Below are 17,888 nucleotides of genomic sequence, written 5' to 3' on the forward strand. Positions count from 1 at the left end.
GAATGACGCGCCCGTAGAGCCAGCCGCGCAGGTGGCCGAACTCTTGCCGGTGTTGGCGATAGAAGTCATCCGGCGTGCCGAACGTTCCAAGGTCGCGTGAAATCCCCGTCTTCTGGATGTAGGTGTCTTCGCCCCGCCAGGCGACGGGCGGCGCAGATTCGCCTGGAGCCCAATTCGATAGACGCGCGCCTGGCCGAACTTGCATGTGCAGCGAAACGCCTTGAGCCGGGAACGGTCCCGGAGCCGCCCCTCGCTTCGAGCCTGAACAGCGTCCGTTTTCCGGCAGCACGTTCTTCCCGTGCGCTTGTCCTTGTCATCCTGCCGGCCATTCCGAGTGCAGCCGATCGATGACCAGAGCATGCGCATGACAACGTTTGCCTCCATGCTCTGCGAGATGTGGGTGATCAGGTGGAAGATTGTCGTGCCGATGGGGCATTTTCTCGGGATCGCCCGCAGGCCACAGGCGCACGGCAAGGACGATTCCGAGCGCGGCCAGGAGGCCGACGCCGACGAGAGCCACCGGCGCCCCGGCGAACGTCATCAAGACACCCGCAAATGGATAGGTTATGAGCCAACAGGCATGGCTGAGCGCGAACTGCGCCGCAAAGACGGCCGGGCGGTCCTCGGGATGGGCGGAACGGCGAAGCAGGCGCCCCGACGGCGTGAGCACTGCAGAATAGCCGGCCCCCGCTACGAGCCATGCCGCGAGCAGCAGGGCCCAGGTGAGGCCCGCCGCCAGAACGATCGTCGCGAGGAGCACGAGCGTTGACGTAAGGACGATGGCACCCGCGAGCATGACGGGTCGGTCAGAGACCCTGTCGAGCACTCGCGGCAAGGCAAGCGCCGCCAGCATGGAGCCTGCGCCGAAGGCGAAAAGCGTCCAGGCCAGCGCACTCTCTCCAAGGCCCAACTCGCCCCGCACCAGAACCACCGTATTCACGAGCACCATGGCCCCTCCGGCGGCGGCCGCGAGGTTCAGCGCCAAGAGCCCACGCAGGCGTGGCGTGGCGAGGTAGATGCGGATGCCGCGGGTCGAGCGGTCGTAGACGCCCCGCGGTTCCGAGGGCTGTGGGCTCGGCAGAAGAACCGAGACGACCATGACCGCAGAGGCGAGAAATCCGAAGACCGTGCCGAGGAACAGCGCGTTGTAGGACATCACCGCGAGGAGCAGGCCCGCGAGCGTCGGGCTGACGATGTTCTCAAGATCGTAGGCCAGCCGGGATAGCGACAGCGCACGGGTGTAGCGATCCTCTTCCGGAAGCACGTCGGGGATCGTCGCCTGGAAGGTCGGCGTGAAGGCAGCAGAGGCCGATTGCAAAAGGAAGATCAGGACGAAGACCTGCCAGACCTCGGTCACGAAGGGCAGCGCCAGCGCCGCACCCGCCCGCACGAGGTCGAGCGCGACCAGCATCGCCCGGCGCGGCACACGATCGGCAAAGGCCCCAGCGATCGGGGCGATGCCGACATAGGCCACCATCTTGATCGTGAAGACGGCGCCGAGGACGAGCCCCGCGCGATCCCCCGCAAGGTCGTAGGCCAAAAGACCGAGCGCCACGGTGGCAAGGCCGGTGCCGAGCAGGGCCACCACCTGCGCGAGGAAGAGATGCCGGTAGGTGCGGTCGCCGAGGATGGACAGCATGAGGCCCTCAGAGGTAGCGTGAGATCAGTTTGAGTTCGGCGCGATCGGTGTCCGAGGCCTCGGTGTCGAGGCAGTGGTCGACATGGTCGTGGATCAGCGCCCGCTTGGCGTTCGTCACGGCCTTCTCGACCGCATGGAGCTGCTGCGCGATGTCGAGGCAGGGCTTGCCGGTCTCCAGCATCTCGATGACCGAGCGCAGGTGCCCGTCGGCGCGTTTCAGCCGGGCAATCAGGGCAGGATGATTTGAGTGGACATGAGGGTCTGACATAGGATGACGGTATCCCCCGCGGGAGGATAGAGCAAGACAGCGGGCGACACGCTGCTGCAAGACGAGGGAGCAGGCAGAACCGATGATTTCGATCCGGACAGGGACAGCGCGCGCTCGCCGCGCTTCTTAGCCTCGCGGTCGTCGTCTGGTCCGTCACGCCGGCGACATCCCATGCGCCGTCGATCTTCAAGACACCTCAGGAGAACATGGAGATGATCACCGCGCACGGTCATTCCCACGGGCTCGAGGAAGATCTCGCGTGGGCCATGCACGGGCATGGCCACGACAGCGTGGATCACGACCACAGCCAAGCCGTCCTGGCGCCTGCCTTCGTTTCGCAGCCATTCGAGGGCTACAGCTCAGCCTGGCGGTTAAGACCTGCCGCGGACGGGCCATCAGCCAAGTTCCGCATCGAGCGCCCCCCGCGCGCCTGATCGAAGGCGCTCCTTTTGGGAGCATATTCATCGATCAAGCAAATCCACGCGGAGACCATTCATGACCACTCCCCATCGGGGACGGGGTGATCCCGGCGCACGCCGGCTCGCCGTCCTTTCCCTTCTCACGCTGTCCGCGCTCATGCTGAGCGCCGGGGACGCCCTGGCCCATAACGTCACCGAGGGCGACGTGGGCTACATCCAAGAAATCTGGGGGGTGAACATCATCCCCTTCATGTATCCCGGCGCTAAGCACATGGTGACCGGATACGACCACATCCTGTTCCTGCTCGGCGTCGTCTTCTTCCTCTACAGGATGAAGAACGTCGGCATCTATGTGAGCCTCTTCGCAATTGGCCACTCGACCACGATGCTGCTCGGCGTCTGGTTCGGCTGGGGCATCAACGCTTACGTCATCGACGCGATCATCGGCCTGTCGGTCGTCTACAAGGCGCTCGACAACCTCGGCGCCTATCAGCGCTGGTTCGGTTTCCAGCCGAACACCAAGGCCGCGACGCTGATCTTCGGCTTCTTCCACGGCACGAGCCTGGCCACCAAGATCCTCGACTACGAAATCGGCTCGAACGGGCTGCTGCTCAACCTGCTGGCCTTCAACCTCGGTGTCGAACTTGGCCAGCTCATGGCGCTCGCCGTGATCCTCTTCGTCATGGGCTTCTGGCGGAAGTCCCCGAATCTCTTCCGCCAGGCCTACACCGCCAGCGTCATCATGATGTCCATGGGCTTCATTCTCATGGGCTACCAGATCACCGGCATCTTCGTGGCCGCGTAAAAGGAGACCTTCACCATGTTCAACGCGCAGAAACCCAGCCTCGACGAGCTGCCGAGCTCGGCGCAACTCATCCGCTCCACGGTCATCGCCGGGGTCTCCGCCGTGGCCATCCTCGTGACGGTGGTCCTGCCCGCCGAATACGGGATCGATCCGACCCGCGTCGGCAGCGTGCTCGGTCTGACCGAGATGGGCGAGCTCAAGACCCAGCTCGTCGGCGAGGCCGAGGCAGATCGGCAGATGGATCAGGCGGCCGGCGAGCAGTCGAGCCTTCTGAACGACGTCTTCGGCCTCCTCGTGGGCGCTGCGCACGCACAGGAAGCGGAGACCTGGTGCGACGAGATCACGTTCACGCTCGAGCCGGGCGACACCGCCGAGTGGAAGCTCTTGATGGAGGACGGCCAGACCGCCCAATACCGCATGCTGGTCGATGGCGGCCGGGTGAATTTCGACCTCCACGGTCATGGCGGTGGACAGTCGGTCACGTACGAGAAGGGCCGCGGCTCCGCCGGTGAAGAAGGCGAGATCGTCGCCGACTTTGAGGGCGAGCACGGCTGGTTCTGGCGCAATCGCGACGATGCGGCGTCCACCGTGACCATCCAGGTCCGCGGTGAATACGCCGAGCTCAAGGACGCGAGCTAAATCTGAGAGCTGCCATTCGTGCATTTCACGGCAAATGGCAGCTCGCCTTCCTTGCCACCCAACGCTTCGCGGGCGCGACCAAAACCGAGCGCATGCGGCGAACGGCGGGAAAGTCGGCGGAGCCGGGCGGCAATCGGTCCACCGCACTTCCCGCATCTGCCCAGATTCCTATCGTGGGTTGTCGGCGCCAGGGGCCTCGAAACCCGCCGTTTGCCACCTTGTGGTTGTATCCCGGATTTTCGTCCGATCGGGTCGCTGGAGGGCGGGTTGGACGAAGTGCTCCGACCCGAGCAAGAGGGGCAGCCCAGCAGTTGCGGCGGGATCAGTGCCAACTCCTGTTTGTCAGAAGGCGAGCGTCTGCTGCCACAGAAACGTGGAGCTGCTGCATGTGCGAGAAACGCATATATCGAAGACTTCTACGATCACGGCGCTTGCATTCCGCGATACCGATCACCGGCCGACATGGAGCGTATGGCGGCCTGACCTCGTCCACTTTCTCGGGACAGGGTCACTTCTGGATGGGTGGACCGCGTCATCCAAAGATATAGAGTTTCTTCATGTTGCGAAAGAGAGGGATCTTGATGGGCAACGGAACGCAAGCGCACTGGGAACGCGTCTACGTCGAGAAGAACGACACCGAGGTGAGCTGGCATCAGGAGAAACCAGTGCCATCGCTTGATCTCGCGAAGCTGGCCGGGATCAACGCATCCTCAGAAGTCATCGACGTCGGGGGCGGCACGTCGCGGTTCGTGGATGGCCTGTTGGCTCAAGGTGTGGAGAACCTGACCGTCCTCGACATTTCCGAACACGCTCTCGCTGCGGCCCGGGCGAGGCTCGGACCGCATTCGAACAACGTGAGTTGGATCGCCGCTGACGTGACAACCTGGTCGCCCGATCGCCAATACGACCTCTGGCACGATCGGGCGGTGTTTCATTTCCTGACCGGCGCGGCAGACAGAGCAGCTTACGTGGACCGCTTGTATGCGGCTCTGCGCCCGAACGGCCATGCGATCATTGCCACCTTTGCGCTCGACGGACCGGAGCGGTGCAGCGGACTGCCAGTCGTTCGCTACAGTCCTGAGACGCTAGCGGGGACCTTGGGCAACCGATTCCAGCTGGTGGCGGAGAGCTCACATCTGCACGTCACGCCCTGGAACTCGCAGCAGTCCTTCCAGTTCAGTCTCTTCCGAAAGATCTGATGGCTGTTCCGGACAGGAAAGAGGTACCTCAGGTGATTTGGCGTCGAACCAGGTAAAGGACCAGCGGCGGCGAAAGCACCCATTGCATGAACGGCGTCGCTCCGATTTGCAGCAGCGGGACCATGGGCATGGCATCGGGATACTGCCACCTCTGCAGAACGCCGATGGCCAAGTGCTCGAAGGCCACCGACACTGCGAAGCCAAGTGCGACGGACAGGCAGACAAATCGGAAGGTAGGACGAGCTACCCACTGCCGGTCGCGAGCCACCGCGCTCACAGCCCACTAGATGTCCAATAGGATGGCAGCGTCACCGATGGCGGCTCGGCCGCACTGCTTGGTGGCTTTCCAATGCGGGGCGGCGGGCCGCATTACCTCACCGAAATTGTTACCGGAAGCTGACCGGCTAGCTTCGCCCCAAGCTGGTTTTGGGTGGATGGCTCGAAGGATCAGCATGGCGACGCGCTCGGAACTCCTACTTGTGACTGGCGAGCGGTATCAGAGCAGCTCACGAGCAGAACGCGGACGCATCTTGAACGAGTTTGTCGCGCTGACGGGGTATCACCGCAAGCACGCCATCCGTCTGTTAGCACGAAGACCAGTGCCAGGGAGCCTCGGCGCAACCGGCGGCCTACCTATAGCCCCGAAGTCGAGGCGGCATTGCTGGCGCTGTGGAACCTGTCGGATCGCCTGTGTTCAAAGCGGCTGAAGGAGATGACCCCGCTGCTGTTGTCCGCTCCGATCCGGCATGGCGTCGTCGAAGATCGAGAGGAACTGCGTCAACTGCTCCTGAGGATCAGCCCAGCCACCATCGAGCGCCTGCTCTGTGATGCTCGGATCGCGGTGCAGTCCAGACGTCTGCGCAGGGCAGGCATGAGTCAGCGATCCGTCGCGAGGTTCCTATCCGCACCTTCAACGACTGGAACGATGCAGAGCCGGGATTTGTCGAGGCTCGTGGCGCACGGCGGCACCAGCGTGGCGGGCTCGTTCATCCAGACGCTCGTTTTGTCGGCGTATCCCCGCTCGCAGGCGATGCGCTCCAGAATGTCCACGACCCGCTCGCCCGGCAGCGTGAAGTCCAACTCGCTTGCCGGTCACTCCCGGGTGCAGTCGTCCTTGGGTTGCCGCCCCTCGTCGCGACATCTGGTCAGTTTCACGCATATCGCGCCAACTCTGACAGCGTCCATCATCACGAGCCTGAACAGAACGATCAGCGCCACCCGCCAAGAAGGCTGGCTCCGGCGCCGAGCGCCACCAACACCGTGGAGAAGCCCAGAACGAACCATAGATCAGAAGCAGGCTCCGCGCACGATTGGCGAAAGCCGTCGCCTCACCCGCTTTGAGCCGCGGTTGGCCCACAATGTAGGACATACTGCCGGGAGCCAGTGGCAAGACAAAGGGCCACAAGGTCGAGACTGTTCCTCCCATAAAGCAGCGATGATCCGACACTAACGATTTCGGACATGCCGTTCCCGCTTTTCAGCAACCTATGGCGGCAGGCATTTCAGGCGCCGATGTGGGCATGGTCGGTCAGGCATTCGGAATGATCGCGCAGCACCTCCAGAACCCGGCAATCGGCGGTCTGACCACCGCTGCACTCATGAACCATGCGCTTCAGCTCCGTGCGCAGAGCTTCCAGCCGCGCCAGGCGCTGCTCCACTTGTTTCAACTGCCGCCGTGCTATGGCGTCTGCCTCGTGACAGGGGCGATCGGGCTGGTCGCTTAGATCAAGGAGTTCCCGGATTGCCTCGAGGGGAAAACCGAGCTGGCGCGCATGTCGGATGAAGGCCAGCCGGTCCAGCTCTGGATCGCCATAGCGGCGTTGTCCCCCTGCTGTGCGTCCCGGCTCCGGCATCATCCCGATCTGCTCGTAGTAGCGGATCGTCTGCACTTTGGTTCCGGTCTTCTTGGCCAGGCTGCCGATGGTCAGCATGCGCGCCTCCTTGATGCTTCGGTGGTGGTAGGTTTCAGACCGTGGATTGGGAAGCCCACCTCTGAGTCACAGGTGCGTGAATCTGCTGTGCAACGTCCGAAAGGGCTTGAACCTACAGTAGGTGAAGGATGTACCCGCACCCAATGTCGAGAAAAAATCGAGCGTGTGGGCACCTTGAGACTGTCGTTGATTCAGAAAATTCTCTGGGCGCTGGCGGGCATCGCGGTGCTTGCCTTCGTGTGGTTGCTGCTCTGGGTGGATTATCGTGCCGACCGGGCGGCGAAAGGTGCGCCTGCCTCTCCCGCGGAGTTCGAACTGACGGACCACAGAGGCATGCTGCGTACGCAGGAAGATTTCGCGGGCCGCTGGATGCTCGTCTTCTTCGGCTTCACGAACTGTCCGGATGTCTGCACCACAACGCTCGCCGAGATTGCCGCCGTCATGGACGGGCTTGGCGAGGACGCGGACCGGGTCCAGCCGCTTTTCATCTCAATCGACCCCGCACGCGACACGCCTGCGGCCTTGGCGGATTTCGTGCCGCGGTTCGACGCCGGGATCATCGGTCTTGCCGGAACGCCCGATCAGATCGAGCGAACCGCCGACAACTTCAATATCTTCTATGAGAAGTCTGGAGAGGCCGCGTCTCAAGGCGGATATACTGTCGGCCATTCCTCGCAGCTTTTCCTTTTCGATCCATCCGGCGGCTACGTGAAGGGATGGCAATACGGCACCCCGGCCGAAGAGATCCTCGCCGATCTGCAGGAGCGCGTTGCCCGATGATCTCGAAGCTGACCGGCGAGGCTGCGCTGATCGCCGCGTGGCTGGTAGCGCTTGCCGCGACCATGGCCGTGCTGTTCATCGGGGAGGTGCTGGGTCAGATGCCCTGTCTGCTGTGTTGGTATCAGCGTGCGTTCATGTTCCCGCTGGCGATCGTCCTGGGCCTCGGACTGTGGTGGCAGGATGGTCGCGTCGGGCGCTATGGCGTGGTCCTCAGTCTCGGCGGTGGGGCCGTCGCCCTTTGGCATATGGGTCTCTACCTTGGCATCATTCCGGAGCCCGTCCGGCCCTGCACTGCGACCGGCCCCTCCTGCACCGACGACAACCAACTGATCCTCGGGATTCCGATCCCGCTTCTATCACTTCTGGCCTTCACGCTGACCGCGTGCCTGTCCGCCCTTTCCTTGAAGGAGCCGCGCGCATGACCCGCCGCCCCCTGATCCTGTCCGTCCTTGTCCTGGGCCTTGCCCTGTTCGCCGCGGCGGCCTGGTATGCCAGCCGTCCCGCCCCCGTGACGGCGCGCGCAACCATACCTTCCGATCAGGCCGAGACGCTGTTGCGGCCGTATTCGCCGATCCTCGGACCCGATGAGGCACCCGTCACCATTGTCGAGTTCTTCGATCCTGCTTGTGAGGCATGCCGCGCCTTCTACCCGGTGGTGAAGGATATCATGGCCGAGCATGGCGATGCGGTCCGCGTGGCAATTCGCTACACGCCGTTCCACGGCGCAGGCTCGGAGGAAGCGATCCGTGTCTTGGAGGCGGCGCGGATGCAGGGAGTGTTCGAGCCGGTGCTTGAGGCCGTCCTGCGCGAACAGCCGCAATGGGCGTCGCACGGTGCGCCCGAACCGGGGCTGCTTTTGGAGATTGCCGCCAGTGCCGGGCTCGATATCGAGGCCGCGCAGGCGCAGATGAAGGCGCCCCAGACAATGGCGATCCTGAACCAGGATCGCGCCGACGTCGAAGCCATGGGCGTCCGCCAAACCCCCACCTTCTTCGTGAACGGCCGGCCACTGGACCCGTTCGGCGAGGAGGAGCTGCGAACCCTGGTGGCCGACGAAGTCGCCGAAAGCGGCCGGTGAGCAATCGCCCCCACAAAGGAGAGACTATCTGATGAGACGCATGACCTTCGCCGCGCTGGCGGCGCTTGTCCCATTCTTTGCGCCCGAAGCGGCGCTTGCCGGATCGGACGATGTGGTGGTGGAGCAGCCTTGGGCGCGCGCCTCGATCGGCGTGAGCCGCCCCGGCGCAGCTTACATGACTGTCCTGAACAATGGCGAGGAGGCGGTGACGCTGACGGGGCTTTCGACCTCACTGGCAGCGATGCCGGAAATCCATCGGAGCACGACGACCGCCGAGGGCCTGAGTTCGATGGCGCCGGCGGGCGAAATCACCATCGCTCCCGGCGAAAGCGTGGCGCTGGAACCGGGCGGGCTGCACGCGATGCTGATGCGCCTGCAGACCGCCATGATCGAAGGCGAGGCCTTTCCGCTGACGCTGGCTTTCTCGGACGGCGGCGAGGTCACGGTCGACGTGCCGATCCTCAACATTGCCGCGCGCGGGCCGGAGGACTGATGCGGAGGCGCGCTTTACTGAGGTTTGGCGCGGCAGGCGTCGGCGCATTCGGCCTCACCCTGGCTGTCGGTTGGTGGCGTGCGGACGGTCCCGGCGCTCCTGCGCCGGTCGGTGAGCGCCCTTTGCCTCTATCGGAGATGGACTTTCGTCTGACGGATCATGAGGGGCAGCCGGTCGAACCGTCCGACTTGATCGGACAGCCGTCCCTGGTGTTCTTTGGCTTTACCTACTGCCCGGACGTGTGCCCGACCACGCTTTCCGACATCTCCGGATGGCTGGATGCGCTGGCGGAGGATGCCGACCGGCTGAACGTCGTCTTCGTTACCGTCGATCCCGAACGGGACACGGTGGACGCGATGGCCGAGTATGTCGGCTACTTTCATCCGACCATTCGCGGCTGGACTGGCCCGGAAGACCAAATCGCGCAAGCGGTTGAAGACTTCCGCGCAACATACGAGAAGGTGCCGGCAGAGGCCGGAGGGTACACGATGAACCACACGGCGAGCGTGTTTCTGTTCGACGCCAGCGGCGACTTTGTCAGTACCATCGACTATCACGAGCCGCGGGAATTCGCGGTGCCGAAGATCCGCCGCGCAATAGAAGAAACTTCAGAGGGGGCGACATGAGGTTGAGGTATCTGGCAGCAGGGCTGGCTGTTGCGGGCGGGGTTTCGGTGACGGCCGCCGCCTTGTTTGGCGGCTTTTCGAAAGAGCCCGTGCCGCGCGCCCTCAGCACGGTCGGTCTTTGGGCACCCGCCCCAATCGAACCGCCCTTACCATCCGTGGCCCCAATCCCGGGTGGTTTCGCCGTTGCGCAACCTGCCGTCGCACGCACGTTCCCGCCGCCCGTGCTGGCAGCCGCTGCGACGGTCGAGACATCGGTTCCGTCGATCGAATTGCCACGCAGAACGTGGTCTCGCAAAATAGCATCAGGGGAAACGCTGGACGTGGTCCTGTCCCAAGCTGGTCTTGCTGCCGCGGACCGCGCCGAAGTCGCTCTCGCAATCGGGGTGGAATACGATCTCCGGCGATTGCGGCCAGGACACGAGCTTACGGTCGTGACGGCACCCGACGGCAAGCCACAGCGCGTGGCGCTCCTCGTGGATGACGGGATACGGATCGAAGCCACCTTCGGCGAACGCGTCGCGACCCAGGTCCTCGCCCCGGAGACCGACATTGTGACCCTTGCAGGGGAGGCGCGGATCGAAAGCTCGGTTTCCGTCGCTCTCAGTGACGCAGGAATGCCCGCGCGCTTTGCGGTCGATCTGGCAGAGATGCTCGGTGAAGCGGTGGATTTCCGGCGCGATCTGTCAGGAGGCGAGACTCTCCGCCTGATGTGGCGGGAGGCGCGCGTCGGTGAAGAGAGGATCGGTCAGCCCGAGATCACCTATGCCGCGCTCGACCTCGGCGGCACCGCTTTCGAGGTCGTCTGGCCCGACGACGGCTCGGGGCGCGCCACCATCTTCCGCGACGGCAAGGTTGAGCGTGTCTTTGCCCAGCCGGTCGAAGGCGCGCGGCTGAGTTCGGTTTATGGGCGCCGGACCCATCCGGTATACGGCGACACGCGGATGCATACCGGCGTCGACTTCGCCGCCGCGCGCGGCACACCGGTATATTCCACGGCGGCCGGGCGCATCCGTTTCATCGGCCGACGCGGCGGCTATGGTCGCGTCGTCGAAATCGCCCACGGATCCTCGACCATGACCCGCTACGCCCACCTCAGCGCGGTGCCTGACGGGCTGGGGATCGGCGACCGCGTCGCTGCGGGCGATATGATCGGCCGAGTGGGGGCCACCGGTACCGCCACCGGCCCGAACCTGCACTACGAGGTGCGCGTGGACGGCCGCCCGACCGATCCGCTGTCGGACGACCGGCTCGCAAAGGCGGCGGAGGCCGCGGAGACCGAGTCGATGTCGATGGAGTTGCTCGAAAAGGCGCGGGCACAGATTGCTGCGCTCAAAGCGGACATCGCCCTCGATAGAACTTGAACCGTGTCCCGGGTTAGCGCGGCCCTGGCGGAAACCTGCCGGGCGATGGCGGGCGTGCCTAAACATCCTCCTGGTCCGCGAGGTCAGCCGGAAAAGACGTTTGGGAGTGATCAAGTTGCGGCACGACCCCTCCAGCGTGGCGACGATCGGTGAAAGAGCAACGATGCGACAAGGCAGATCCTCTAGTTCGGCAGGTATTTCGGTTCTGGTCGCAGCTCTGCTGCTCGATCAGCTTTCCAAGTCGGTAGTGACTGCGCACGCCGAGCGCTTGGCTGGCAACCTGCCAGTGTTCCCCGGCTTCAACCTCGTCTTCCACCGCAACGATGGCATCACGTTCGGCCTGTTCGGACAGGTCCCATGGTGGGCGCTGACCGGCGTCGCCCTCACTGTCACAGCATGGTTATTCTTGATGATGTTGCGAACCACGCGTGCGTCCGAGGCCATGGCCTACGGGCTCATCGCTGGTGGCGCGCTCGGCAATGTCATCGACAGGATTCGGTTTGGCGCCGTGACGGATTTCTTGGACTTCCACGTAGGGAGCTACCACTGGCCCGCGTTCAACCTCGCCGATGTTGCCGTCGTAACGGGTGCGGCAGTTCTCGTTCTGTCGTCGGTCTTTTCGAGCCAAGTCCACACGTCCTGATCGATGACTGCCAATAACGTATATCAGGCCGCGCGCGGAGGTGCGTTGGCAGCTCCTTTCTTGGCTGCCATCGCCGCAGGCGCCGTTGCGGTGCTGGCCCTACCGCCGTTTTCTTATCTAACGGCCGTCTTGGTCGCCTGGTCGGCGCTGTTTCTCGCGCTTCGCGGACGCGGCGTTCGCACCGCCTTCGCCCTTGGCTGGATGTTCGGGATTGCGCATTTCGTTGTCGGGCTCTGGTGGATCACCGAGAGCTTCATGGTCGAGGCCGAGACATTCGGACCGCTTGCCATGCCGGCCGTAATCGGACTGGCTGCTTTGCTGTCCATCTTCCCAGCTCTGGCCTGTGCCATCTTCGCCCGATTGCGTGCCCAGAATCTTGTCGCCGCCGTTGCATTCGCCGCCTGCTGGACCGGAGCTGAATGGCTTCGCGGACACGTCTTGACCGGCTTCCCGTGGAACCTGGCCGGATATGCGCTGACGGATCACGCCGCCTTGCGTCAGATAGCGGCCCTCGTGGGAAGCTACGGATCAAGCTTTCTGACCGTGCTCGCGGGTGTCTTGCCTGCCGTTGCATTCTCTATGTGCGGCCGCGCCCGCGTTCTACCGCTTGCGGTGCTGGTCGGCCTTCTCTGCGTCGTCTGGAGCTTTGGTGCGCTGCGCCTTGCCGGAGCGGAACCGGGCCGCACGGGCGTACAGGTCAGAATCGTCCAGGGAAATGTCGCACAGCAGGACAAGTGGGATCCGGCGCAGCGTGCGGAAATTGTTGCGCGCTATCTCGACCTCTCGGCGCAGCCGGGTGCTCCCGACCTGATCCTCTGGCCCGAAACCGCGTATCCTGGCTTCCTCGACGAGGACTTGGATGCGCAAAGCCGTCTTGCCGACACGCTACCGCGGGATGCGCTGCTACTGGCGGGTGTCCTTGATCGCGAAGCCGATGGTGCCCAGACCGTCTACTACAACACGATACAGGCCTATTCCGGCGGGCGCGGTCCGGTGGCCAGCTACTCCAAGCATCATCTTGTCCCGTTCGGTGAGTACGTTCCGTTCCGCCGCTGGCTGCCGTTCGAACGCATCGTGGAGAGTCTCGGAGAGATCGCGCCGGGTCCCGGCCCCCGGACCCTTGCCTTGCCAGGCGTGCCCCTTGTCGGTGCGGCAATATGCTACGAAATCATCTTTCCCGGCCACGTAACAGAGGACAACGTCCGTCCCGCTTGGATCTTCAACGCGACGAATGACGCCTGGTTCGGGATGTCGATGGGTCCCGAGCAGCATCTCGCTTCGGCGCGAATGCGTGCCGTTGAAGAGGGCCTTCCCGTTGTCCGGGCAGCGAATACCGGGATCTCCGCCGTGATTGATGCAACCGGCGCAGTGCTTGCGCGGCTCGATACGGCGCAGACGGGAATCATCGATGCGCCGCTTCCCGGCGCGAGTGCTGCAACGTTCTATGCCCGGTTCGGCGACTGGACGATGCTGGTGCTCATGATGCCATTCATCGGTCTCTGTTGGCTCGGCCGCGAGGGCTCGAGCGGCAGCGATATGCGCGCGCAAGCGACAACGAGCTGGCTCATGACGTTTGCGGGCAACCGCGCACTCGCAGTCGTGGCCGGTCTCATGATCGGACGCTCGCGCGGAGCGCGCCACGCTTTCCTGGGGAGCAGGAGCAGGTTAGAGCATTATGCGCGGCTGGCGCGTCCTCACCACCATGTTCCATTGGGTGCGCCTCGTCGGATGAGTGTGGCTCGCCGGGCAGGGCCATGAAGAAGCTCTTTAAGGTTCTGTTGTGGGCATTCCTCTCGATCGCAGGTCTCGCAGCTGCTGCCACAGGTCTGAGCTGGTACTTGCTGTCGGCCTCTGTTCCCGATTACGACGAGGACTTCAGCGTTTCGGGCATAGAAGGGCCCGTCGAAGTCGTGCGGGATGCTTCTGCAGTTCCCCACATTTCCGCCGAATCCAGCGCCGATATCTACTTCGCGCTCGGTTTCGTTCATGCGCAGGATCGCCTTGGCCAAATGCTCAGGGCAAGACAGGCTGGCAATGCCATTTCAGCGGCGCCGCAATCTCTTGAACTCGCTCCCAATGTTGCAACGGCGCTCGAGGCCTATGCGAATGGCGTCAATGCCTGGATCGAGGAAGTAGCAAAGGGAGGACGCGGCCGTGGTGCGCCCGAGCTACTTCTGCTTGAACGGACCATCCGCCAGTGGCGGTCTTCCGACAGTCTAGCTATTGTGCAGGCGTTTCTTGCCAGTTTGCGTCCGCAGGACAGCCCGGCTGATCTGCACAGGCCCGCCAAAGCAATCATTCCGGACGACCGGCCAAAGAGTCCAGAGCTTTTTCTTGATCGGCCGGACGCCAGGCTGAATGCTTGGGCCTTGCCGGCGGACCGGACGGTATCCAAAGCCCCGATCATCGCCACCGACGTCACCGGATCCTTGTCCTTGCCTTCTCAGTGGTACTTGGCCGACATTCAACTCCCGAGCGGCGCCGTTATCGGCGCCACGCTGCCCGGCGTGCCGTTCATAATAATCGGTAAATCGGAAAGTGTTGCCTGGTCTTTCCGCTCGACTGCATCGCTAGCTTTGGATGATGCCGTCGCACGCGCTGAGATTGGCGCCGAGGGATTTCTTGCCGCGCTCAGCCGGCTGCAGCGATCGTCCGGCGCGGAAAACGCTGCCAATGCGGCCGCCGGCCTTTTGCCTTCGGGGCTGCAGGTGGTCACTGCCGACGGCGAAGCATTGGCGAGCTGGCCGAAGGATGTTTCTCGGAAGCCGCCTTACGCAGGGGCTCCGGATTTTCGCGGCCTCCGCCGCACCATTCTGGACGAGCGTCAATCAATTTTCTCTGTTGATGGCGTCATTGCCGCTCAGCAGGACAGCGTCAGCGCGGCCGCTCGCTTTCTCCTGCCTCTGATGGCGAAAGAACTTTGGTTCAAGGAAGATCCGCTTGAGACTGAGCCGAAACCGGCGAGCCAGTTCCGCGCAGACATCGTGAACCGGCTCGCTCGCTGGAATGGTGAAATGGACCGGCAGTCGGCCGACCCGCTCGTCTTTTGGGCTTGGGTTCGGGCTTTACAGCGGCGTGTTCTGGAAGACGAGTTCCCGGGGATGGAGAACCTTTGGGCCCGATCCGACCCGGAATTTCTGTACAACGTTCTGACCGATCGTGATGGGCGCGCGATCTGGTGCGACATCCGCCAGTCTGAAAAGCGTGAGACGTGCGACGAGATCGTCCGCGCGGCTCTAGACGACGCCTTGGGATGGCTTGTGGAACGGCACGGGCCCGATCCGGCCGAATGGTACTGGGGCTCGGAACACTCGGTCGTTATGGAATGGTCGGCAACCGACCCGGGTGGCGTCATCGCCGACATTGCCGGTATCATGGAACCTGCTTCCGGAGGCCCATACACTCAGAAGTCGACGCTATTCAGCTTGCGGGATGCCGGGCCGTTCGACAGTCGCTACGGCACGAACTTCCAAGCGGTGATGTCGCTTGCTGATGATGACCATTCCTATTTCATTGCACCTGCCGGACAATCAGCACATCCGCTTTCGGGATTCTACGACAATCTTTTCCCAATGTGGATGTTAGGGGATTACCTGATTATGAACACCAATAATTCTATTGCCGGAAGCGCTGCCGCAGGAAGCTCTCGACTGTCACCGCTGTCTTGATGTCCGTCGCCACAAAACACATTGGCGGCCTTGAGACCGCTTTCGTCTCGGCGTGCGACTGGAGAAGCTCTACCCAAGATCCTCACCGGTAGACGCGTTCGACCGATCAAGTCAATCTGGCGACGTGACGGGGTGCCGAAATCCGGCACCGTCCACTCCAGATCGACCAACTTCATCAAGCCTTTCACGAAGCCCGTGGTCTGGCGCAACGTCATGCCGGACAGCACCTTCATAGTGCGGTGGACGAGCCCTGCCTCATCTCGGAGTCGAACCAAATCGTCAGGGAGCCTGGCGTTTGAGCGCCCCGTTGTAGACTGGCCAGTTCGGCGTTTCGTAGATGGCGGGCGCGGGTTGAACTCGCCCACCAGCTACCAAGCTGATTCAGGAGGTTAATCCTACACGTGCTTCGTGCAATAAGGCATGTTGGGTTCAAACCTGGCTAGACTTGTCGGGCGCCGAGCGCGCAAGCGAAATTCGCCGCTACACCACGTCCCGAGACACAATCTCCGCAATCAAGCTTCTGCACGAGCCTTCCGCACAATCTGGCGATAAGTTCACTGTCGCGGAGATCGAGGAGGCAGCTAAGCTTCCGCCATCTTGGGATACAGGACCACGCCCGCTTCCAAGGGCACCTGTTCGTAAAGCAGTTTGATATGTTCATTCGTCAGGCCCGCGCAGCCGTTCGAAACTGCGCGGCCAATGCTGGCCACGTCCGAAGTGCCGTGAATGCGGAGAAATGTGTCGCCGCGCCCTTCCTGGAAAAGGTAGATCGCCCGGGCGCCTAGCGGGTTATCCGGGCCCCCTGGCACTCCATCGGCATGCTGGGCGTATTTTTCGGGCTCGCGCTCGATCATCGCGGGCGTCGGCGTCCACGAAGGCCATTCCTTCTTGGCGCCGACGTGGTACTCGCCGGCCTCGTAAAGGCTATCTCGGCCGACGCGGATGCCGTACCGCCATGCCTTACCGTCCGGCATGGTCCAGAAAAGCTGGAAGTCGTCGGGGAACACGTGGACCTCGCCCGGTGGAAGCGGATGGTGCAGTGTGACGAACGTCGGCTGCAGGCGTGACGGCAAAGTCTGTGCATGCGCTGGCAGACCAACGACAGCGGCTCCGAAAGTAGCCATGCCGGCCATAATCATGTCGCGACGTTGCATTCCAATGTTCCTCTTCGCGTTCTTCTCGTCAGTTGAGTCCGGCAACATAGGCCGCTATAGACATAGGAGCGCGTTTTTCGCAAAAACGTGAATAGCCTCGGCGATAACATGACAAAGGGCGATGTCCGCTGGGTCAATCAAGGAGTAGGCGATCCAGAGCGCTGTTCGCAACGCTCCGTGGCATTGAGGACCATCAGGGCAGAGTCTTTCACGTCGATCTTGCCGATTTCTCAGATGCGTCAAGGCGAAGAGCCGCGAGGGAGGTAAAGCCATCGATATGGAATGTTCTGGCACGTCCGCCTGATTTCGACCACACTATGATGTCTCGGACGCCTGCCTCTCGCCCTTGTGATGTGGTATCTCCTGCCTCCGCGGGTAAGGCGGACGCTGGATGGCCAGCAGGCAAAGAGCAAGAGGCGACATAGATGACAAGAACTCGGGCGTTCCTGATCGCGATCGCCTTGATGGCGCTGGCCGCCTGCGGCGACCAGAGCAAGTTCAGGGACTATGACGGCCCAAAGGTGACGCGCGTCCTCCTGTTTAAGTCTGAGCGCAAGCTCTATCTGATGCATCAGAATCAAGAGCTCGCAAAATACGACGTAGGCCTCGGCTTCGCACCAGAAGGCCACAAGGAAACAGAAGGCGACGGCCGTACGCCCGAGGGGCACTACTTGATCGACAAACGCAACCCGAACAGCAAATTCCACCTGTCTGTAGGGATCTCATACCCCAACCCGGCGGACGTTGCGCGCGCGGAAGCCCTAGGCAAGTCTCCCGGGGGAGATATCTTCATTCATGGACGCGGACCAACCTACTGGAAGGGCGCGCCAGTCGATTGGACCTTTGGGTGCATAGCGGTCACCGATGATGAGATCGAGAGGATCTACGCGATGGTCGCAGATGGCACACCCATTTCCATCTATCCCTCTCGGGCCGATATGGAGGCCGAACTGACGGGGCTGCGGAAGAGCGAGGGGGCCGCTCGAATGGCCGGCCAACTCGTCCCGCCCTCACAAGCCGGCGTGCTGGTGGGATCGCCGATTATATAGGTGGGTTCAACGACCGGGAATTCTCCAGATCCGCTCGCACTGCCCAATATCGCCGCGCCTGCTTCGTCCGTGGCCACCGCTCGCTAGGTCATGTTGACAAATGGCGGAGCCAGAGGCGGATCGAAGTGATGTCGAT

General features: G+C 62.9%; 19 protein-coding genes and 2 pseudogenes. 14 read left to right on the forward strand and 7 right to left on the reverse strand.

Features of this window, described 5'->3' with window-relative positions:
• The 3 genes and pseudogenes from ACFDS3_RS14850 to ACFDS3_RS14860 all read right to left on the reverse strand — a co-directional run.
• Positions 1 to 154, reverse strand: a pseudogene (locus ACFDS3_RS14850) (transglutaminase); the annotation flags it as partial.
• A 159-nt stretch (positions 155 to 313) separates the two neighbouring features.
• Positions 314 to 1,639, reverse strand: coding sequence for an MFS transporter (locus ACFDS3_RS14855; RefSeq protein WP_375263137.1), 1,326 nt, complete (start codon positions 1,637 to 1,639; stop codon positions 314 to 316).
• Between the two features lie 7 nt (positions 1,640 to 1,646).
• Positions 1,647 to 1,907 (reverse strand): metal-sensing transcriptional repressor, encoded by a 261-nt coding sequence (locus tag ACFDS3_RS14860; RefSeq protein ID WP_375263138.1) that lies wholly within the window; start codon positions 1,905 to 1,907, stop codon positions 1,647 to 1,649.
• A 212-nt stretch (positions 1,908 to 2,119) separates the two neighbouring features.
• Between ACFDS3_RS14860 and ACFDS3_RS14865 the strand changes: the two genes are divergently transcribed.
• The 4 genes from ACFDS3_RS14865 (at position 2,120) to ACFDS3_RS14880 (ending at position 4,969) form a co-directional block, all read left to right on the forward strand.
• The gene (locus ACFDS3_RS14865; protein ID WP_375263139.1) at positions 2,120 to 2,341 is read left to right on the forward strand and encodes a hypothetical protein; all 222 of its coding nucleotides are present in this window, start codon (positions 2,120 to 2,122) and stop codon (positions 2,339 to 2,341) included.
• Positions 2,342 to 2,402: 61 nt separating this feature from the next.
• Complete coding sequence (locus tag ACFDS3_RS14870) at positions 2,403 to 3,131, forward strand: HupE/UreJ family protein (RefSeq protein ID WP_375263140.1); 729 nt, start codon at positions 2,403 to 2,405, stop codon at positions 3,129 to 3,131.
• Between the two features lie 15 nt (positions 3,132 to 3,146).
• Positions 3,147 to 3,770, forward strand: a complete 624-nt coding sequence (locus tag ACFDS3_RS14875) for a transmembrane anchor protein (RefSeq protein ID WP_375263141.1) — start codon at positions 3,147 to 3,149, stop codon at positions 3,768 to 3,770.
• A gap of 581 nt (positions 3,771 to 4,351) precedes the next feature.
• A complete protein-coding gene (locus tag ACFDS3_RS14880) occupies positions 4,352 to 4,969 on the forward strand; it encodes a class I SAM-dependent methyltransferase (RefSeq protein WP_375263154.1) in 618 nt (205 codons plus the stop codon).
• Between the two features lie 876 nt (positions 4,970 to 5,845).
• On the opposite strand, the gene ACFDS3_RS14885 is transcribed toward ACFDS3_RS14880, so the two are convergent.
• Together ACFDS3_RS14885 and ACFDS3_RS14890 are read right to left on the reverse strand one after the other, a co-directional pair.
• Positions 5,846 to 6,049 (reverse strand): hypothetical protein, encoded by a 204-nt coding sequence (locus ACFDS3_RS14885; protein ID WP_375263142.1) that lies wholly within the window; start codon positions 6,047 to 6,049, stop codon positions 5,846 to 5,848.
• Positions 6,050 to 6,471: 422 nt separating this feature from the next.
• The gene (locus tag ACFDS3_RS14890; protein ID WP_375263143.1) at positions 6,472 to 6,900 is read right to left on the reverse strand and encodes a helix-turn-helix domain-containing protein; all 429 of its coding nucleotides are present in this window, start codon (positions 6,898 to 6,900) and stop codon (positions 6,472 to 6,474) included.
• Positions 6,901 to 7,110: 210 nt separating this feature from the next.
• Here ACFDS3_RS14890 and ACFDS3_RS14895 point away from each other — a divergent pair, with 210 nt between their 5' ends.
• From ACFDS3_RS14895 to ACFDS3_RS14935, 9 genes are all read left to right on the forward strand, one after another.
• On the forward strand, positions 7,111 to 7,680 hold the full coding sequence (locus tag ACFDS3_RS14895; protein WP_375263155.1) for an SCO family protein: 570 nt from the start codon (positions 7,111 to 7,113) through the stop codon (positions 7,678 to 7,680).
• Positions 7,677 to 8,102: a disulfide bond formation protein B gene (locus ACFDS3_RS14900; RefSeq protein ID WP_375263144.1), complete on the forward strand. Its 426-nt coding sequence runs from the start codon at positions 7,677 to 7,679 to the stop codon at positions 8,100 to 8,102. Before ACFDS3_RS14895 ends, ACFDS3_RS14900 begins: the two co-directional genes overlap by 4 nt.
• Positions 8,099 to 8,758 carry a DsbA family protein gene (locus ACFDS3_RS14905; RefSeq protein ID WP_375263145.1) on the forward strand — a complete coding sequence of 220 codons (660 nt, stop codon included), beginning with the start codon at positions 8,099 to 8,101 and terminating at the stop codon, positions 8,756 to 8,758. Before ACFDS3_RS14900 ends, ACFDS3_RS14905 begins: the two co-directional genes overlap by 4 nt.
• Positions 8,759 to 8,789: 31 nt before the next feature.
• Positions 8,790 to 9,251, forward strand: a complete 462-nt coding sequence (locus ACFDS3_RS14910; RefSeq protein ID WP_375263146.1) for a copper chaperone PCu(A)C — start codon at positions 8,790 to 8,792, stop codon at positions 9,249 to 9,251.
• Positions 9,251 to 9,877 (forward strand): SCO family protein, encoded by a 627-nt coding sequence (locus ACFDS3_RS14915; RefSeq protein WP_375263147.1) that lies wholly within the window; start codon positions 9,251 to 9,253, stop codon positions 9,875 to 9,877. Before ACFDS3_RS14910 ends, ACFDS3_RS14915 begins: the two co-directional genes overlap by 1 nt.
• On the forward strand, positions 9,874 to 11,238 hold the full coding sequence (locus ACFDS3_RS14920; protein WP_375263148.1) for a peptidoglycan DD-metalloendopeptidase family protein: 1,365 nt from the start codon (positions 9,874 to 9,876) through the stop codon (positions 11,236 to 11,238). The genes ACFDS3_RS14915 and ACFDS3_RS14920 overlap by 4 nt, the downstream gene beginning before the upstream one ends.
• Before the next feature lie 106 nt (positions 11,239 to 11,344).
• Positions 11,345 to 11,881 carry a signal peptidase II gene (gene lspA, locus ACFDS3_RS14925; RefSeq protein WP_375263149.1) on the forward strand — a complete coding sequence of 179 codons (537 nt, stop codon included), beginning with the start codon at positions 11,345 to 11,347 and terminating at the stop codon, positions 11,879 to 11,881.
• Between the two features lie 45 nt (positions 11,882 to 11,926).
• Entirely contained in the window at positions 11,927 to 13,639 is a 1,713-nt protein-coding gene (lnt, locus tag ACFDS3_RS14930; RefSeq protein ID WP_375263150.1) for an apolipoprotein N-acyltransferase, read from the forward strand.
• On the forward strand, positions 13,636 to 15,549 hold the full coding sequence (locus ACFDS3_RS14935) for a penicillin acylase family protein (protein ID WP_375263151.1): 1,914 nt from the start codon (positions 13,636 to 13,638) through the stop codon (positions 15,547 to 15,549). Before lnt ends, ACFDS3_RS14935 begins: the two co-directional genes overlap by 4 nt.
• 116 nt (positions 15,550 to 15,665) lie before the next feature.
• Here ACFDS3_RS14935 and ACFDS3_RS14940 read toward each other — a convergent pair.
• Both ACFDS3_RS14940 and ACFDS3_RS14945 read right to left on the reverse strand, forming a co-directional pair.
• Positions 15,666 to 15,924, reverse strand: a pseudogene (locus ACFDS3_RS14940) (transposase); the annotation flags it as partial.
• A gap of 206 nt (positions 15,925 to 16,130) precedes the next feature.
• Positions 16,131 to 16,703 (reverse strand): L,D-transpeptidase, encoded by a 573-nt coding sequence (locus ACFDS3_RS14945; protein WP_375263152.1) that lies wholly within the window; start codon positions 16,701 to 16,703, stop codon positions 16,131 to 16,133.
• 425 nt (positions 16,704 to 17,128) lie between these two features.
• Between ACFDS3_RS14945 and ACFDS3_RS14950 the strand changes: the two genes are divergently transcribed.
• Positions 17,129 to 17,752: a murein L,D-transpeptidase family protein gene (locus ACFDS3_RS14950; protein WP_375263153.1), complete on the forward strand. Its 624-nt coding sequence runs from the start codon at positions 17,129 to 17,131 to the stop codon at positions 17,750 to 17,752.
• Positions 17,753 to 17,888: the final 136 nt, after the last annotated feature.

Origin of the sequence: Palleronia sp. (assembly GCF_042089775.1) — a bacterium.
Taxonomy (GTDB): Bacteria; Pseudomonadota; Alphaproteobacteria; order Rhodobacterales; family Rhodobacteraceae; genus Palleronia.

What these genes read in the sequence shown, in the direction of transcription:
- ACFDS3_RS14865 (WP_375263139.1), top strand. Translation starts at nt 2,120, where the DNA reads ATGATCACCGCGCACGGTCATTCCCACGGGCTCGAGGAAGATCTCGCG.
- ACFDS3_RS14945 (WP_375263152.1), bottom strand. Translation starts at nt 16,703, where the DNA reads ATGCAACGTCGCGACATGATTATGGCCGGCATGGCTACTTTCGGAGCC.
- ACFDS3_RS14910 (WP_375263146.1), top strand. Translation starts at nt 8,790, where the DNA reads ATGAGACGCATGACCTTCGCCGCGCTGGCGGCGCTTGTCCCATTCTTT.
- ACFDS3_RS14915 (WP_375263147.1), top strand. Translation starts at nt 9,251, where the DNA reads ATGCGGAGGCGCGCTTTACTGAGGTTTGGCGCGGCAGGCGTCGGCGCA.
- ACFDS3_RS14900 (WP_375263144.1), top strand. Translation starts at nt 7,677, where the DNA reads ATGATCTCGAAGCTGACCGGCGAGGCTGCGCTGATCGCCGCGTGGCTG.
- ACFDS3_RS14935 (WP_375263151.1), top strand. Translation starts at nt 13,636, where the DNA reads ATGAAGAAGCTCTTTAAGGTTCTGTTGTGGGCATTCCTCTCGATCGCA.
- ACFDS3_RS14855 (WP_375263137.1), bottom strand. Translation starts at nt 1,639, where the DNA reads ATGCTGTCCATCCTCGGCGACCGCACCTACCGGCATCTCTTCCTCGCG.
- ACFDS3_RS14905 (WP_375263145.1), top strand. Translation starts at nt 8,099, where the DNA reads ATGACCCGCCGCCCCCTGATCCTGTCCGTCCTTGTCCTGGGCCTTGCC.
- ACFDS3_RS14890 (WP_375263143.1), bottom strand. Translation starts at nt 6,900, where the DNA reads ATGCTGACCATCGGCAGCCTGGCCAAGAAGACCGGAACCAAAGTGCAG.
- ACFDS3_RS14920 (WP_375263148.1), top strand. Translation starts at nt 9,874, where the DNA reads ATGAGGTTGAGGTATCTGGCAGCAGGGCTGGCTGTTGCGGGCGGGGTT.
- ACFDS3_RS14860 (WP_375263138.1), bottom strand. Translation starts at nt 1,907, where the DNA reads ATGTCAGACCCTCATGTCCACTCAAATCATCCTGCCCTGATTGCCCGG.
- ACFDS3_RS14950 (WP_375263153.1), top strand. Translation starts at nt 17,129, where the DNA reads ATGACAAGAACTCGGGCGTTCCTGATCGCGATCGCCTTGATGGCGCTG.
- ACFDS3_RS14870 (WP_375263140.1), top strand. Translation starts at nt 2,403, where the DNA reads ATGACCACTCCCCATCGGGGACGGGGTGATCCCGGCGCACGCCGGCTC.
- ACFDS3_RS14875 (WP_375263141.1), top strand. Translation starts at nt 3,147, where the DNA reads ATGTTCAACGCGCAGAAACCCAGCCTCGACGAGCTGCCGAGCTCGGCG.
- ACFDS3_RS14880 (WP_375263154.1), top strand. Translation starts at nt 4,352, where the DNA reads ATGGGCAACGGAACGCAAGCGCACTGGGAACGCGTCTACGTCGAGAAG.